14 protein-coding genes are annotated in these 16,101 nt (G+C 40.0%); 4 read left to right on the top strand and 10 right to left on the bottom strand.

Going from position 1 to position 16,101, the window contains the following annotated elements:
* Positions 1 to 92: 92 nt before the first annotated feature.
* Positions 93 to 2,180: a prolyl oligopeptidase family serine peptidase gene (locus HGR01_RS36190; RefSeq protein WP_045868792.1), complete on the top strand. Its 2,088-nt coding sequence runs from the start codon at positions 93 to 95 to the stop codon at positions 2,178 to 2,180.
* A 208-nt stretch (positions 2,181 to 2,388) separates the two neighbouring features.
* Here HGR01_RS36190 and HGR01_RS36185 read toward each other — a convergent pair whose 3' ends face one another.
* The 4 genes from HGR01_RS36185 to HGR01_RS36170 all read right to left on the bottom strand — a co-directional run bounded on the left by HGR01_RS36185 (position 2,389) and on the right by HGR01_RS36170 (position 4,511).
* On the bottom strand, positions 2,389 to 2,724 hold the full coding sequence (locus HGR01_RS36185) for a DUF5615 family PIN-like protein (protein WP_045867634.1): 336 nt from the start codon (positions 2,722 to 2,724) through the stop codon (positions 2,389 to 2,391).
* Positions 2,717 to 3,028 carry a DUF433 domain-containing protein gene (locus HGR01_RS36180; protein ID WP_045867633.1) on the bottom strand — a complete coding sequence of 104 codons (312 nt, stop codon included), beginning with the start codon at positions 3,026 to 3,028 and terminating at the stop codon, positions 2,717 to 2,719. The genes HGR01_RS36185 and HGR01_RS36180 overlap by 8 nt, the downstream gene beginning before the upstream one ends.
* A gap of 378 nt (positions 3,029 to 3,406) precedes the next feature.
* A complete protein-coding gene (locus tag HGR01_RS36175) occupies positions 3,407 to 3,877 on the bottom strand; it encodes a GNAT family N-acetyltransferase (protein WP_045867632.1) in 471 nt (156 codons plus the stop codon).
* 94 nt (positions 3,878 to 3,971) lie between these two features.
* Positions 3,972 to 4,511 (bottom strand): Uma2 family endonuclease, encoded by a 540-nt coding sequence (locus HGR01_RS36170; RefSeq protein WP_045867631.1) that lies wholly within the window; start codon positions 4,509 to 4,511, stop codon positions 3,972 to 3,974.
* 217 nt (positions 4,512 to 4,728) lie between these two features.
* On the opposite strand from HGR01_RS36170, the gene HGR01_RS36165 reads away from it, so the two are divergent.
* Together HGR01_RS36165 and HGR01_RS36160 are read left to right on the top strand one after the other, a co-directional pair.
* Positions 4,729 to 7,512, top strand: a complete 2,784-nt coding sequence (locus tag HGR01_RS36165) for a M16 family metallopeptidase (RefSeq protein WP_081583870.1) — start codon at positions 4,729 to 4,731, stop codon at positions 7,510 to 7,512.
* A 313-nt stretch (positions 7,513 to 7,825) separates the two neighbouring features.
* Positions 7,826 to 8,254, top strand: coding sequence for a hypothetical protein (locus HGR01_RS36160; RefSeq protein WP_168160925.1), 429 nt, complete (start codon positions 7,826 to 7,828; stop codon positions 8,252 to 8,254).
* Between the two features lie 190 nt (positions 8,255 to 8,444).
* Here the strand turns inward: HGR01_RS36160 and ung are convergent, their stop codons facing one another.
* From ung to psbQ, 6 genes are all read right to left on the bottom strand, one after another.
* The gene (ung, locus tag HGR01_RS36155) at positions 8,445 to 9,125 is read right to left on the bottom strand and encodes a uracil-DNA glycosylase (protein ID WP_045867628.1); all 681 of its coding nucleotides are present in this window, start codon (positions 9,123 to 9,125) and stop codon (positions 8,445 to 8,447) included.
* A 388-nt stretch (positions 9,126 to 9,513) separates the two neighbouring features.
* Complete coding sequence (locus tag HGR01_RS36150) at positions 9,514 to 10,374, bottom strand: DUF6671 family protein (protein WP_045867627.1); 861 nt, start codon at positions 10,372 to 10,374, stop codon at positions 9,514 to 9,516.
* A gap of 144 nt (positions 10,375 to 10,518) precedes the next feature.
* On the bottom strand, positions 10,519 to 11,103 hold the full coding sequence (gene hemJ / locus HGR01_RS36145; RefSeq protein WP_045867626.1) for a protoporphyrinogen oxidase HemJ: 585 nt from the start codon (positions 11,101 to 11,103) through the stop codon (positions 10,519 to 10,521).
* 261 nt (positions 11,104 to 11,364) lie between these two features.
* Positions 11,365 to 12,216, bottom strand: a complete 852-nt coding sequence (locus HGR01_RS36140) for an alpha/beta fold hydrolase (protein ID WP_045867625.1) — start codon at positions 12,214 to 12,216, stop codon at positions 11,365 to 11,367.
* Between the two features lie 315 nt (positions 12,217 to 12,531).
* Positions 12,532 to 13,653 carry an NAD(P)/FAD-dependent oxidoreductase gene (locus HGR01_RS36135; protein WP_045867624.1) on the bottom strand — a complete coding sequence of 374 codons (1,122 nt, stop codon included), beginning with the start codon at positions 13,651 to 13,653 and terminating at the stop codon, positions 12,532 to 12,534.
* Positions 13,654 to 13,832: 179 nt separating this feature from the next.
* Positions 13,833 to 14,297 carry a photosystem II protein PsbQ gene (gene psbQ / locus HGR01_RS36130; protein ID WP_045867623.1) on the bottom strand — a complete coding sequence of 155 codons (465 nt, stop codon included), beginning with the start codon at positions 14,295 to 14,297 and terminating at the stop codon, positions 13,833 to 13,835.
* Positions 14,298 to 14,671: 374 nt separating this feature from the next.
* Here psbQ and HGR01_RS36125 point away from each other — a divergent pair, with 374 nt between their 5' ends.
* Complete coding sequence (locus HGR01_RS36125; RefSeq protein ID WP_045867622.1) at positions 14,672 to 15,100, top strand: hypothetical protein; 429 nt, start codon at positions 14,672 to 14,674, stop codon at positions 15,098 to 15,100.
* Positions 15,101 to 16,101 lie beyond the last annotated feature (1,001 nt).

The following is a 16,101-nucleotide window of genomic DNA, read 5'->3' as shown; positions in this document are numbered from 1 at the left end:
AAGTATTAGTTGAGAAATTCACAGATGGGGAAAATTTGCAGAGGAGTTACTTCCTCAAACAATATGCACAGCAACGAGTTCCATCAAAAAAAATGCTGACTTACCCACCTAGCCGCAAAAGCAATCAAGTTGATAACTATCACGGTACTGTAGTAGCAGATCCTTACCGTTGGTTAGAAAATCCCGACTCGGCAGAAACCAGAAGTTGGATTGAGGCGCAAAATCAAGTTACGTCCGCCTATATAAATCAAGTTCCTGATAAAGAAAAAATTAGACAGCGCCTCACTAAATTATGGAATTACGAAAGATACAGTATTCCATTTAAAGAAGGCAAATCTCTGGGAGATAATTCTACCGAACGTTATTTTTATTTCAAAAATGATGGGCTGCAAAATCAAAGCGTTCTCTACACTCTAAAAACTCTTGATTCTGAACCAAAAGTTTTACTTGACCCCAACAAACTTTCCGAAGATGGGACAGTGGCTCTTTCTGGATTATCTATTAGTAACAATGCTCAATTATTAGCTTACAGTTTATCTACATCTGGTTCTGATTGGCAAGAGTGGAAAGTTCGCGATATTGAAACAGGTAAAGATTTACCAGACCATCTGAAATGGATAAAATTTTCTGATGTTTCTTGGACAAATGATAATCAAGGATTTTTTTATAGCCGCTATGACGAACCAAATAATAAAACTAAATTAGCAGATACCAACTATTATCAAAAGCTTTATTATCATCGCTTAGGTACTCCACAATCAGATGATTTGTTAATTTATCAACGTCTTGACCAGAAAGAATGGGGTTTTAATGGTGGAGTTACAGAAGATGGCAAATTTTTAATCATATCAGTTTGGTTAGGAACTGATTCTAAAAATTTAGTTTTTTATAAAGATTTAACTAATCCTAAATCGGCAGTTGTAGAACTGATTAACCAATTTGAGGCAGATTACAGTTTTATTGAGCATGATGATAGTGTTTTTTATTTTCGTACCAATTTAAAAGCTCCACGGGGCAGAGTTGTTGCGATTGATATTGAAAAGCCAGCAAAGGAAAACTGGCAAGAAATTATTTCCCAGTCAGCAGAAACTTTAGAAGGTGTCAGTATTTTAAATAATCAGTTTGTTGCTGATTATCTTAAAGATGCGCGCAGCCAAATTAAAATTTTTGACCTGAAAGGTGCATTAGTCCGGGAAGTAGAACTACCAGGAATTGGCTCAGTAGATGGCTTTTATGGCAAGCGCTATGATACCGAAACTTTTTATAGTTTCACGAGCTTTACGACACCAGGCACCATCTATCGCTATGATATGGTGACGGGTAAAAGTGAGGTTTTTCGGGAACCAAAGGTAGATTTTAATCCCGAAAATTACGAAACTAAACAAGTATTTTATCAAAGCAAAGATGGCACCAAAGTGCCAATGTTTATCACTCATAAAAAAGGCATTAAGTTAGACGGGAATAATCCTACATATCTTTATGGTTATGGTGGTTTTAATGCCTCAATGACACCGAGTTTTTCTGTAAGCCTTTTGGTTTGGATGGAAATGGGTGGTATCCATGCAATGCCTAATATCCGCGGTGGTGGGGAGTATGGTGAAGAATGGCACGAAGCCGGAATGAAGTTTAAAAAGCAAAATGTCTTTGATGACTTTATTGCTGCGGCTGAGTGGCTAATCGCCAATGGTTATACCAAATCTGCAAAACTAGCGATCGCAGGTGGTAGTAATGGCGGTTTATTGGTGGGTGCTTGTATGACTCAGCGTCCCGATTTGTTTGGTGCAGCTTTAGCAGCAGTTGGGGTAATGGATATGTTGCGATTCCACAAATTTACCATCGGTTGGGCTTGGACTTCGGAATATGGTTCGCCAGATAACCCAGAAGAATTTAAAGCACTATATGCCTATTCACCATTGCACAACATTAAACCAGGGACAGCTTACCCAGCAACCTTGATTACTACAGCCGATCATGACGATCGCGTGGTTCCTGCTCATAGTTTCAAATTTGCGGCGACTTTGCAAGCTGCTCAAGCTGGTAATGCGCCTGTACTCATTAGAATTGAGACTAAAGCCGGACATGGTGCAGGTAAACCCACAACTAAAACTATTGACGAACTAACAGATAAGTGGGCGTTTTTGGTACGGACTTTGGATATGAAAGTTGCTGTTACAAAGTAGCGATCGCAATTATTTGAAATTGCTACGCTATACGAATAATCAATACTCAAGAACCGGAAAGTTTCTGCTTTCCGGTTTTTGATGAAATGTCTTATCTATTGTGTAATACAGTTAAGATAAACCTTTTTTTCTTGCCTAAATCCCCAAAAATAAGCGATCGCTTACAACTTTACTTCAGCGATCGCAAAACTTTGGTGCTGCTTTTATTTCACAAAAACTCGACATGTCCCACCATCTCTTCAGGTGTCATTACTTCATAAATCAAAACCAAGGTTTGAATAATTTCACCAATTGAACGAGTTCCTTTCCTACAGTAGGTAATACCAGGATGATCGAGTCTAGAACTTGCAATAATTAAAAAATCAGTATCTTGGGTAAACAATACTCGCTGTGTTTCCTGAATAAACGCTAACTGAACTTCATCGCTTTTAGTGCGTAATTTTACATCATTAGTTGTTGTGACATCTATTCCATAACGACGCAAGCCAAGCGCAATAGCCGGATCGACATTTTCATCAAGATGGAAGCGAATTCGTTCACTCATTTCGTAACTGTCTGAGTTTGTCTTGAAGCCGTGAGGGATGATTTTGCTTCATCACCTCAACTAACTCATCTTCTTGGTCTGTGCGGCGATCAATTTCCTCGCGGTGATCGAAGTAATAAGCCATTGCTGCATAAACAGATGCCAGTGACAAGTCATACTTACCAGCAATCTCTACTAAGGAATATCCTAACTTTAAATGCATTACTGCCACATCTTCTACAGCAATGCGGGTACCAACAATACGAGGCTTTCCACTCCGCACATCAGAAGCGATCTCAATATGCTCCCGACTGACTAACTGCATTAGTAAATCTTCCTAGTTCGTTCAATTATTTAATAATATACAGTTGTACTATAGGAATCCGCTTTGATTCCTGAAATTATTTGCGTAGGGAGGGAACAGGGAACAGGGAACGGGGAACAGGGAAGAAGAAATAAAAGTGTACTTAGGTTTTTTCAAAAATCAAATATGAGTCCTATAGCTTTGACAAAGTTATGTATGAAATAAGTCTAGCAGAATCTTTATTTTAGCAAACTGAGAACTTACGCTTCCAGCAGATATTTTTATTTTTATATAAAGTGAGCACCAAATTGCAGCAACCTTCAGTTTGATGATAGCAATTTGCTTATTATCAAGACAGAATCATCAGGCTCCTATTAGCGTTATATCATTGCCAATCAATCAGCGAGAAATTAAAAACTTCTGCATTGCATAATTTACAAAAATTTCTCCCCGACGTTCTACCTGTTGTTCAGCGATGGTGGAAAACCCCATACTTAAGAAAAAACGTTTGGCAGTAATACTAGCTTCAACGTATAAGCGATTAATTCCTAATTCATAAGTTTTGGCTTCAATTGCCGCATAAATTTTACTACCCACACCCATGCGCTGATAATTTTTATGGCAGTAAAAGCAGTCTATATGTCCGTTGGTTTCTAATTCGCCAAAACCTGCAATTACACCTCGGTCATCAGCAACGTAAGTGAATCTTTCTGCACAGATTGTTGCCCAGTTTCTAAAATTAATATTATCTGGTGCCCAAGCTTGAACTTGATTTTCTGAATAGTCACCAATATTAACTTCACGTACTGTTTCGTGAAATAATTGTGCTATTTGTTCAGCATCTTGCTGTTGAAATAATCGTATTTTCATAAACCGAGAATTGAGAGATTACCACTTTTTAAATTAGCAGCGATCGCCTTTTTCCAGCAAATCCATTTTATTCAAAAGTAACACCACGATAAATTTATGACATTGGTAATTTAAGACCAACTGAATCTAGGGAAATAGCTACTTCTAAACCTTTAAATTCACTGAGCAACCAACCTTGAGTTTGCTTACTATAAAGTTCAACAAATGGTTCATCTTGCTCGACTAATAAATATTCGCTAAAACTCACAATTGAGCGATATATACGGAATTTGTTTTGGTGGTTGTAATCTGCGGTGGAAGGAGAGAGTACTTCAACAATCAGCAAAGGATTCAAGACTTCATTTAAGCGACCATCATTTAATTGCGGTTCACCATCAAAAACCATTACGTCTGGATATACCCCACGTCTATATTCTGGAATCCACAGCCGCAAATCGCTGTTTATTGGCTCAAATTGAGTATCTCGTAGCAAAAAGGTAAGATAAGCTAAGATATTCCGGCCAATGCGGCTGTGTTTGAGCGTTCGTCCGGGAATGTCTACAATTTCTCCATCTCGATATTCGCTGCGTCCTTCTGCTTTTTCTTCGATGGCGTGATATTCATCCAAAGTGTAGCGGCGCTCGGTAGAAATCATAAGTCGTAGGCGATCGCATTACTTGTAGGACAACAAAATTATTCTGTCATAGATTTAGTGGTGAGGTCTCGAAAAAAGCGATCGCTCATTACACTAGGAAGAAAAAGCATTATTCTCGCGATCGCCTTTTTTCTCCAATCCCCAAACTCCTATCTCAAGATTGCTACCATTTATTTTTACTCTCAGTTAAATTAAGAATTTCCATTTTGACTTGTTTATGAAGCTACGCTCATACATGCTTATAGGTTTATTACTGAGTTTGCTGCTTAGTACTGCGCCGATTTCTGGCAATCTGACTAATGCAGCAACACCCACAACTGTCACGCCTGTATCCAGTCTTGCACTTTCCCAGGGTGTGCAAAAAACTGTATTGGACAATGGTTTAACAGTACTTACTAAAGAAGTGCATACTGCACCTGTGGTCAGCGTGCAGGTATGGTATAAAGTCGGCTCTCGCAATGAAGGTAAAGGCGAAAATGGTATCTCCCACCAATTAGAGCATTTAATGTTTAAAGGTACTAAAGAACGTCCTGTGCAGTTTGGGCGGTTATTTAGTGCTTTAGGTAGTCAGTTTAATGCTTATACTAGCTATGACGAAACAGTGTATTTTGGCACGGTGCAGCGAGACAAGCTGGAAGCACTGCTGACTTTAGAAGCCGATCGCATGGAAAATTCGTTAGTTGGGCCTGAGCAACTAACGAGTGAGAAGCGGGTAGTAATATCCGAGTTGCAAGGATATGAAAATTCCCCCAGCTATCGTTTGAGTAAAGCAGTGATGCAAGCTGCATTTCCCAATCGTGCTTATGGTTTATCTGTGGGAGGAACAAAAGCTGATGTGGAGCAATTTACTGTAGATCAGGTACGAAATTATTACCAAAGATATTACAGCCCAGAAAATGCCACCTTGGTAATTACAGGAGATTTTGCCACAGAACCGACGCTTAAGGCTGTAAAAGAAACTTTTGGCAAGGTTACGCCACGACCAAAACAAGCTACAAGTTTACCAGAACCAAAGCAGGTAGCGAATCCTGCTAATACTCCAGTGGCGAACAAAGCACCGATTGTTTTGAAACAACCTGGAAGTACAGCATTACTACAAGTTGTGTATCCTTTACCAGATATCAAGCATCCTGATGTGCCAGCAATTGATGTCATGGATGCTATCCTCACAGGTGGACGTAGTTCTCGGCTTTATCAGGCTTTAGTAGAATCTGGACTTGCTAGTTCAGTTAATGGTAGCGCCGCCGAACTGCTCGAACCGGGATGGTATGAAATTAATGCTACTGCGGCTCCTGGTAAAGAGTTAACGAAAATTTACCAAGTATTGCAACAATCTTTGGCAAAACTGCAACAACAGCCAGTTACTACTGAAGAACTAAATCGCGCCAAAACTCAACTACAAGCTTCATTTATTCTCAGTAACCAAGACATCACCAGTCAAGCCAACCAACTGGGATATAACCAAACTATTGCCGGAGATTACCATTTTGTTGAAAAGTATTTAGCTGCGATCGCTAAAGTTACGCCACAAGATGTGCAACGAGTGGCGAAAACTTACCTCAGTCCGGCAAAACAAACTATTGGTTTCTTTGAACCAACTCAACCAGATGGTCAACAAGCCTCTGCTGGTGGAGGTTCTGGACGTACTGTGGAAAACTTTAGCCCTGGTAAACCTGTAGATCCAGCAGAACTGGCGAAATACTTACCTCCTGCTACCTCAGCTACCAGTTCCAGCAAACAAGCTTTACCAGAACAGTTTACCTTGGCAAATGGCTTGCGGGTGCTGCTGTTACCTGACCATAGTGTCCCCACAATTAATCTCAATGGACAAATTGATGCTGGTACGGAATTTGATGGTAATCAAAAATCTGGACTAGCGAATTTAACTGCTAGAAACTTAATGAATGGCACAAAAACTCAAAATGCTCTGGCTTTGGCGAAAACCTTAGAAGATAGAGGAGCCGATTTAGATTTTAGTGCCAGTCGTGAAGGAGTTATTATTAGCGGTCAAGGAATCTCAACAAATCTGCCCGTATTAATTCAAACTTTGGGTGATGTAGTACAAAATGCTACCTTCCCCGCCGACCAGTTAGAACTGACAAGACAACGGGCGCTGACGAGTTTGAAAGTGCAACTTGATGACCCTCAAACTCTCGCTAGAAGAGTATTCCAGCAAACAATTTACCCAAAAAATCATCCCTTCCACAGCTTTCCCACAGCTGATACTTTCAAGAGTATTACTCGTGATGATTTGGTTCGCTTCTACCAAGAACATTACCGACCGGACACCACCACGATCGCACTCGTGGGTGATTTTAACCCCACTCAAGTAAAAGCTTTACTCAATCAGACTTTTGGCAAATGGCAAGTCAAAGGTAAGCCGCCAACTCTCAATCTACCCAAAGTAGATTTACCTACGACTTTGACACGCTTGAACAAGGCAATTCCCGGCAAAGCCGAAGCCATTACTTATATTGGTTACAACAGCATCTCGCGCAAAGACCCGCGTTTTTACGCAGCAATGGTGCTGAATCAAATTTTAGGTGGCGATACCTTATCTAGCCGCTTGGGTACAGAAGTGCGCGATCGCCAAGGTTTCACCTACGGGATTTATAGCTACTTCACTGCGGGAATTAATCCGGGCCCCTTCTTTATCCAGATGCAGACAGCGCCCCAAGATGCTGACAAAGCGATCGCCAGCACTTTGGCGTTACTTAAACAGGTACGCGAACAAGGCGTAACTGAAGCAGAATTTAACACCGCCAAACGTTCTCTTACCAACAGCTACCCTGTAGAGTTAGCTAATCCCGGCGATTTAGTATCTACAATTTTGAGCAATTCCGTCTTTGGACTTTCACCAAAAGAAATTCGCGAATATCCTCAGCGCATTGAGTCAGTCAAAATGTCAGATGTGCAGGAGGTAATTCAGGAGCTAATTAAACCAGAAAATGTAGTCATTGTCACAGCTGGTTCACCGCCTACTGTATCTAAAGGTGACTAATTATTTGAGATTTAGGGTGTGTTGTCGCCAAGCGCAACGCACCGACTCACTAGTTAGGGCTGTCATTTGTCCCTATACTGCTCAGTTAAGGATTTTCAACTCGGAATTTGGTTTGGGGAAAAGGTGAAAGGGTAAGGGTTAAAGGTTTTTCTTGCCCTTTTTCCTTTCCCCTTTTGCCCTTAACCGACAAGTATTCACTTGCTTTTTGTGACAAATTGCCTTGAAAATAAAAAATACGCTCTAAAAGCTAGAAAATAACAGTAAAACGACTAATAAAAATTAAAAATAGTAAATCTATCTTCGATAAACGTCAGTGAGACAAGTAGTTAATCAGGGTTTGCTGGGAGTAGTAATTGCTATGACTACTATTACAGCAATCAACATACCAGGTGTATCTGCCCAGGATAAGCCCAAATGCATCAGCCAAATTACCGGGAAAGCAGGTAATCTCTTCTCAGGAGAATGCATACCTAATGGACTTTGGATCAACCCCAGCTATGGTACAGAATATGCACGGTTAATGCGTATCGCTATCAAAGCGGCGGCTAATAAAGATGATTTCGATACAGCATTTATCAATTTTTCTAGGGCGCAAGCAATATCAGGGGTAACAGATTCAGAAGTACGCAGGGGATTATTAGGTGCAATTTTGGCGAAATCATTGCAAAAAAATCCTGTGCAGGGCTATTTTCCCTCAAGAATTTGGCTATTAGTTACTGGTGAATTTAGCGAAGGCGGCTAAGGGACTTCCAACTAATACCATTTTGAAAAAAGAATGCCACAGATGAGTAGGGGCACGGCACCAGTAGGATAATTGAATATACCAAAAGATTGTGTATGCCGTGCCCTTATAGGTAATTTATCTGTTGCAAACATTATTTGAATTAGTATAGTTTGGGCTTAAAAAAAGTCTCTAGCCTCTAGACCCTAATCTATAAATCTGGAATTTGCCAATCAATCTCTGGCTTACCAAAGGAACGCAAAGCTGAATTAATAGCTGAAAAAGGTTTGCTACCAAAAAAGCCATTACGCGCAGAAAGAGGTGAAGGGTGGGCAGATTGAATCACTGTATGTCGCTTTGTATCTATTAATTTCAGCTTTTTTTGGGCGTATCCTCCCCACAACACAAACACAACCGGATCTAGCTTTTGGTTAACTTTGCTAATTACTGCATCTGTGAAAGTTTCCCAACCCTGATTTTTATGAGAATTTGGTGTATGCGCCCTGACTGTTAGTACTGCATTTAGCATCAAAATACCTTGTTTCGCCCATGATACTAAATACCCATGATTGGGAATTTCAAACCCTACATCATCTTTGAGTTCTTTAAATATATTAATTAGTGATGGTGGCGGCTTGATACCAGGTTGTACAGAAAAGCATAATCCATGTGCCTGGTTTTGGTCATGGTAAGGATCTTGACCTAGTAAAAAAACATTCACGTTCTCATAAGGTGTCAATTCAAAAGCTGAAAAAATCTGCTCTTCTGGTGGGTAGATAGTATAAGATTGGCGTTCCGCTAATAAAAAATTTTGTAGCTTACTGAAATATGGTTTATCAAACTCTTCAGCTAGTACTGTTTGCCAAGAGGGTGACAATCTGATGTGCGTCACAATTTTTGCCTAGATTTAAGTAAGTAAACCTGAATTATATAGAAAAAGTACTGCCAATTTTGTTACTTACTTATCTATGAAATTTAGTAAAAGTACATTAAGTAAAAACTCATGAAATTTACCTATCTTCATACATAGTTCGCATGATTTTCATACGATGTTTATGTAATTTCCCTAGATAGTTGTTAAACTAGTTTTAAGCAAACATTGAGTTTGCTCCTCACACCATACCGTTACCCTCTTGTTTGTCAATGGCAAGGGGGTTTTTTCTTGTTATCGTGGGGAAGAAATATACCAATATTTGTGGGTTAAGGGGAAAAAGGGGAAGGGGGAAAGGGAACAAGACCTTTAATCTTTCCATTGGTAAAATTATGAGGTGAAATCTCAGCTAGGGGTTGCAATACATACATTGCGCCGGATCGGCAAATTCTCTATCTTCAGGGAACAATTTTTCTTGGCTGAAACCACATTTTTTGCATTGATAAACAACTGCAAGCAATAAATTTGTGGGTGTAGCGCACATTTCACAGGGTAAGCCTTGGATGCGTTCTGTAATCTCAAATCCAGGCGTATAACATTGTGGACATTGGCTTTTTATCTTGTTTAATAAGTTCTGGGTGGCTTTGGCAATATTTTTCATGCGGGTGGGGTTATAAAGTGCGCGCATATCGGTTTCCAGATGCACTTTTCCATCGGGAGAATTATTTAATGCCCAATTCACCGCTTCAGTAAGTTTTTCTTTAGTAGTAATACCTTTAATTATCTCATTGCTATCTTTGGGTGATTCCTGATAACTAACAACTAAACCATGTTCAGGAAACCCAACTTTTAAGGCAAAATCATAGGCTGCGGTAAAATTCTCTGCTATCTGATGATTAAAATTAGTTTCTAATGATAATTCTTCGCCAATAATTTCTAAGTCTTTTTCTTGATCTAATAAAATGACGATTTCCCGATTAGAGTAAAGATAAGGTATATAAGGATGAGGTGCAAAGCTACCTTCACTAGCGATCGCTAAATTTTTACCTGTTAATTCTAGTGCTTTTTCTGCTTTTAATCTAGCTGCTGCAATTTGGTTTCCTGGGCGTTCTATCTCTCTTGTAAATGTGCCAAAAATATCAGTATTAAAATCCTGCGGTACGATAATTTGAATGTTTAATTCTTCCAATATAGGGGCAATAGCTTGCTCTTTTTGATGCATGGTTGCTAGTATTGCCACACGATTATGAAAAAATTGCTGATAATTCATCGGGGGTTTACTTCCTATAAATTTTGGCAAGTTTAGTTTATTTTATCTAACAAACTAAACCTGCCAATGATAAAAGGGATTGGGGATTGGGGATTGGGGATTAGGGATTGGGGATTAGGGATTGGGATTATATGCTGGGCGGTATTAGCTTTGTTCTTGTACAACCTGGCCTATTTGTGCTTCTAGCTTTTCTTTATCGCGTTTGCGTTTTTTAGCGTAAAGCTGAATAGTCACTGCCATTAAAATAATCGATGCAAAAATAACCCAAGCGGTGATATCAGTAGGCAGATTATTTTTGAACACAGCCAGTAATACAATCACCATCAACATCACTGTAGGCGCTTCATTTAAAGCACGTAACTGTTGACTATTCCAACGGCATTCATCTACTGCTAATTTTTTCATGAGGCGAGAGCAGTAATGATGATAGCCAATTAAGAGAGTAACAAACAACAGTTTGATATGTAACCAACCCTCTTTTAATACATCTGGTTCAGTTGAGATTAAACCAATTGCCATTGCTACCGTCACTAACATTCCTGGGGTAGTGATGATATTGTAGAGGCGTTTTTCCATAATTTGATACTGATTTTTCAGTATCGTGCGTGCTGGTTCTGGTTCTTGGTTCGCTTCAACGTGATAGATAAAAAGACGCACTAGGTAAAATAACCCAGCAAACCAAACTACGAAGCCAATAATATGAAAAGCTTTAAACCAAGAATAAGCCATGAATTATAACCTGCCTTTCTCAAGTTGTTGTAGAGTAGCGATCGCCAAAGGTGTTGGCAAAGCCATCGCCTGAATGGCCGCAAGTACTCCCTTTATCAGGTTACGGTAAAACCCTATGCGAAGGCTGATTGCTCATGAGCATAATCAATTAAGAAGTGTAACGGATTGCGGATTAGGGGTAGTGGGGAAAAGCACAGAGGGAAGAAGTAAGCGGAACAAATACCAAGCACTCAACGCCAAACACCAAACCCCAAACCCCAATTACTTTGATTCTGCACGCCGCATGAAGGGCAAAAGGTCTTCGAGAATCGTTTCGTGATAATGTTCTTGTGGGTAATGACCAACGTTATTTAGTTTGACTAATTCTGCATTGGGTACAGCATCGACAAAACTTTGTGCTATTTCTACAGGTAACCAAGGGTCAATCATTCCCCATTGAATTAAAATTGGTTGTTGCCATTGTTTAAAACCAGATTCAACTTCTTGCATGGCTGAATCTAGTTGCGAATTACGAATAGTTGCAAGCAAACTCCGCCCTGGTGCAGAACTTTTCAAAAATGGACGGCGATAAACATCTAAATCTTTATCTCCTATGCGATAACGACTCCCTCCTTCTAGGGTTCTATCAACTAAAAGGGGGTCTTGTGTCATCATTTCACCTGCTAAAGGTAAGCCCATTTGTTTAATTTTCCAAGGCAATTTGGCAGCAGTGGAAATGGGGGCATTTAAAATAGCTAAGTTAGCTATTTGTTCTGGGTGACGCAAGGCATATTGTAATCCCACAGAACCTAAAAAACCCTGGACAACTAAAGAAAATTTTTCAATTTCTAAGGCTTGAATAAATCCTGCTAAAGCTGTAATAAAAGCTTCTGGAGTGTAGGCAAAATCTCTTTTTTCGGGAGTTGCGGAAAAGCCATAACCGATCCAATCGGGGGCGATCGCTCTTGTTCCTTGGCTGGCTAAAGCTGGTAAAATATTGCGCCAACTGTAACTTTGTGAAACTATACCGTGTAGTAATACTACAGGTATTAAGTCAGTTCTACCGATTGGTGCAGCTTCGCGATAGAACCAATCTAATGAATTTACGGTGATTTTATTTTCTGATATTGACACGCTAGGTTCCTATTAAATCAATTTGTCATTTGTTATTCTTACAAAGTTCTGAGCGGAGGTTTCCTCCGCTCAGACTTTGCGCTTTGTCATTAGTCATTTGTTGTTTAATGACTAATAACTAAGGGACTTCCAAATAAAAAAATATCCCAGTATTTATTGTGGGGTGGACATCTTGTCCGCCCAGCTTATGTGGCGGGCAAGATGCCCGCCCCACAAGATGGAATAATTTATTTCTTGGAAATCCCTAAGTATCAATTTTTGATGCAAAAACCCTTGGTATGAAATGCCAAAGCAAAATGATAAAAAAATCAGTTTTTATTGAGAATTACTAGGAATAATCATCTCACGAATTGCATAAGCTGTGGCAGGTGCGAGTAAAACGCCGTTGCGATAATGTCCGGTGGCTAAGAGGACATTACTAAACCCTGGTAAGTTACCGATAATTGGGGCTGGGCGACCTTCGGGGCGGGGGCGTAAACCTGACCAAGTACGGACAATAGTTGCGCTGGCTAATTCTGGACAAAATGCGATCGCTTGTTGTCTGACAGATTCGAGTAGTTCTTGATTGGGGGGAATTTCATTGCGATCGCTAGGAAATTCGACAGTTGCACCAATCCAATAATCGCCACCGCCAACGGGAACAATATGCACATCATTCCCCGTAATTGCTGGCTGGAAATCAGGATTTCCTAATGGATGCCCTAAACTAACTTGTATTGCTTGTCCTAGCACAGGACGAATATCAATTTTTTGATTGAGTTGCGATGTTAAGGGTGTGGAACCCAACCCAGCAGCAACAACAACCCAGTCAGCCGTAATTGTTCCAGCTGTGGTTTCTAGCTGGTGACAAACTTGGGGAGAGTTTTCGCTTGGTGTTAATTGCGGTGAAGATTGGGCATTTAACACCGTCACGCCAAATTTACAGCTAACGCCGTTGTGTTGAGCAGCTGCAACTAAAGCTAATGTTAAAGCTGTGGGGTCAAGTTGGCGGTCTTGCGGAGAATAGACAGCACCTGTAACTTGTTCGTTAACTATCTGCGGACAGAGATTTTGCAGTTTCGCCTTGTCCCAAATTTCTAAATTCCAGCCTTGGGATTGGCGAATTTCTAGTAATTTTTGTTTATCTGCTAAATCTTCCCCTTCTAAGCAAAGGCTGACGATTCCCTGACGGTTAAAAGGGATTTTTCGCCCTGTGATTGCTTCTAATTCGGGAATCAGAGTTTCATAGCGTTGGACGCTAGTTTGTCGTAACTGCCAAGCTTTTCCTTTGAGTTTTTGGCTAATGATACCCATTAAAACGCCAAGTGCAGCGCCAGTGGATGCTTGTGCGGGTGGCTGGCTATCTAAAACAGTGATACTCAGACCTTTAACTTGACTTAGTTCATAGGCGATCGCTGCGCCAACTACACCGCAACCGATAATAACTACATGACTCATGACTTGATCCAAAAAGTTAGGAGTTAGAAATTTTTGGTTCCTAACTCCTAACTCATAGCTTAAAGGAACTCCAAAAAATCAATTATCCCCCTTAAGGTTGTTGACGGTTCACAGTCAACCATCAACCGTCAACAATCATAGGGGAATATTTTTATTTGGAACTGCCCACAACTCCTTACTTATGACTCAGCTTCAGCGCTTGTCTTGGGAAGCAGATTGAGGAATTTATCTAGATCTGCAACCACTGCTTGAGTATTATTTAAAGCAAGTATACTATTGCCAGATGTTGCAGCTTGGTCGATTTTCACCAAGTGGTTAAACAAATCACGTGCTGTTTGACGTGCTACAGCTTCATCCTGGGGTAAGAGGTTAGGAATTACATAAGTCATGTCTAACCGAGCTTCTGCCAGAGGCCCATGTATAAAATTACCCACAAATATCCAATCTTTGCGTTGGATGAGGTCTTTTAGTTCGTCTAAGCGATCGCGCACAGCCTGAATCTCTGGCACATATGTCTGAATTTTCGTCAGTTGTGCTGTTGTATAAGTAGGTGGTGCTTTGGCGACAGTAGGACTGCCACAACTGATCAGTAGGGTTGCCAATAATACGAAAACCAATGACAAAAGAGAGCGTTGACGCGACATATACTGAAATAATTTGCTGTTTGTTTGCCGACTAACAGTGTAATTTTAGATCGCAAGTGTCAGTTATAGTTCTTACCATAAAAGGATTTTGGCAAAATTTTTTATCCCAGCTTTTATTTTCTAAAAATCACCGTTTGACTGGGTAATTTTTGGGAAACTTAAGTATAATTACCCAATGTATCTTGATTTAGCTCTAAACTTCAATCAGCACTTTTTGACAGCTTTTATTCACAATGATTGTTAGGAAAACATAATTTAGAGTTGCGAAATACCAAAAGACATTGATAAGCTGAAACACTAATAACATAAACCTTCTGGCGGTTTTTTTAACTTCAGATTTCCCTTAAGCCGATGCAATATAGGAGTGTTTTTTTGTGAACGCATCTGAACAAGCAACTAACCTTGAACTCGCCAGCAAGATTGCTACAGTAGTCAATTTGTTTAAATTTGAGTTCCCTGATGCCAAATCGGATCTTAAACCTTGGAAAAACGATCCAGAGACACGGGAGTTAGTCGATCCAGACTCTATAGACATAGGTTTTCACTTTCCTGGAATCAGCAAATCTTGGCGCAGTCGCAGCGTCTTAATTCAAATCCGATTTTATCAAGACCCAGTAAGTAATTTGCGGCGTGCGATCGGTGTAGAAATTGCTGCATTCGATCATCGAGGAGAAGCATGGCGACTTTCAACAATAGACAAATGGAGTATTGTAGGTGCTTCTATCCCTTCCCCTCACATTGAAGACAAGCTCAAACAAATTTGTCGTCAAATCTTAGAAGTATTTAATAAAGAAACAGATTAAACCTAATTTTAAAATGGAACTTCTTTCTCTTTGTTGTCTGCATTTTTAGAGTTAATAAAAGATACATTCCCCGCAATAAGTTATACCAATTTGAAAAAGAATGCGACAGATTGTAGAGGTATTGGTGTCAACTTAACGTGAAACCCGCTCTTGTGCAAGGTTTTGCCCTCACCCCCAGCCCCTCTCCCACAGGGAGAGGGGAGCAAGAGATTTAGTTCCCCTTCTCCTGCGGGAGAAGGGGTTAGGGGATGAGGGCACAAGGTATTTGTACAACGCCCACCCTATATAGCTTTTAGCTTACGTTGACACCAATGGGCATTGCCTTGCCCTTAGAATTATCTGTACCAACTTGCAATCTGCTGCATACAATAACACTGCCTGCATAGGCGATCGCTTAAAAATTAACCCTTAATGCTCAAGGTTTAACCCTTAATGCTCAAGGTTTAACCCTTAATGCTCAAGGTTTAACCCTTAATGGTCAAGGTTTAACCCTTAATGCTCAAGGTTTAAGGCTTAATGCTCAAGGTTTAAGGCTTAATGCTCAAGGTTTAAGGCTTAATGCTCAAGGTTTAAGGCTTAATGCTCAAGGTTTAAGGCTTAATGCTCAAGGTTTAAGGCTTAATGCTCAAGGTTTAACCCTTAATGGTCAAGGTTTAAGGCTTAATGTTGTAAGAAATTAAGTTGACACAGTTGGGAATTGCCTTGCCCTCTAGAATATATTGATATGTCGCCAAAATTATTTGAATTAGTATTAATAGTAAAAATAGCTTGTTCAATTATCTTTTGAGTATGTCTTAGGCTAGTGTAATGCACTAAAGCATTTTTGCGTAAGTCCTATGAATTTGACAAAATGGATTTCTTGAGCCAGAATCCTTGCTAGGTTTGCCAAATACCATTTGCACCAGTTTAGTCTTTAGTTGGATAGCAGACTAAATAACCTGCAAAAAATGTCTAAATAGTTTGGTCTTGGATGGAAACCCAAGAGTTCTGAATGCCATGAG

The sequence above is a fragment of the Tolypothrix sp. PCC 7712 genome (assembly GCF_025860405.1).
Classification (GTDB): Bacteria; Cyanobacteriota; Cyanobacteriia; order Cyanobacteriales; family Nostocaceae; genus Aulosira; species Aulosira diplosiphon.
The sequence above is the reverse complement of the archived record's forward strand: the minus strand, read 5'-3'. Positions and strand labels throughout refer to the sequence as shown.

What these genes read in the sequence shown, in the direction of transcription:
- HGR01_RS36190 (WP_045868792.1), top strand. Translation starts at nt 93, where the DNA reads ATGCTGACTTACCCACCTAGCCGCAAAAGCAATCAAGTTGATAACTAT.
- HGR01_RS36185 (WP_045867634.1), bottom strand. Translation starts at nt 2,724, where the DNA reads ATGAGTGAACGAATTCGCTTCCATCTTGATGAAAATGTCGATCCGGCT.
- HGR01_RS36180 (WP_045867633.1), bottom strand. Translation starts at nt 3,028, where the DNA reads ATGCAGTTAGTCAGTCGGGAGCATATTGAGATCGCTTCTGATGTGCGG.
- HGR01_RS36175 (WP_045867632.1), bottom strand. Translation starts at nt 3,877, where the DNA reads ATGAAAATACGATTATTTCAACAGCAAGATGCTGAACAAATAGCACAA.
- HGR01_RS36170 (WP_045867631.1), bottom strand. Translation starts at nt 4,511, where the DNA reads ATGATTTCTACCGAGCGCCGCTACACTTTGGATGAATATCACGCCATC.
- HGR01_RS36165 (WP_081583870.1), top strand. Translation starts at nt 4,729, where the DNA reads ATGAAGCTACGCTCATACATGCTTATAGGTTTATTACTGAGTTTGCTG.
- HGR01_RS36150 (WP_045867627.1), bottom strand. Translation starts at nt 10,374, where the DNA reads ATGAATTATCAGCAATTTTTTCATAATCGTGTGGCAATACTAGCAACC.
- hemJ (WP_045867626.1), bottom strand. Translation starts at nt 11,103, where the DNA reads ATGGCTTATTCTTGGTTTAAAGCTTTTCATATTATTGGCTTCGTAGTT.
- HGR01_RS36135 (WP_045867624.1), bottom strand. Translation starts at nt 13,653, where the DNA reads ATGAGTCATGTAGTTATTATCGGTTGCGGTGTAGTTGGCGCAGCGATC.
- psbQ (WP_045867623.1), bottom strand. Translation starts at nt 14,297, where the DNA reads ATGTCGCGTCAACGCTCTCTTTTGTCATTGGTTTTCGTATTATTGGCA.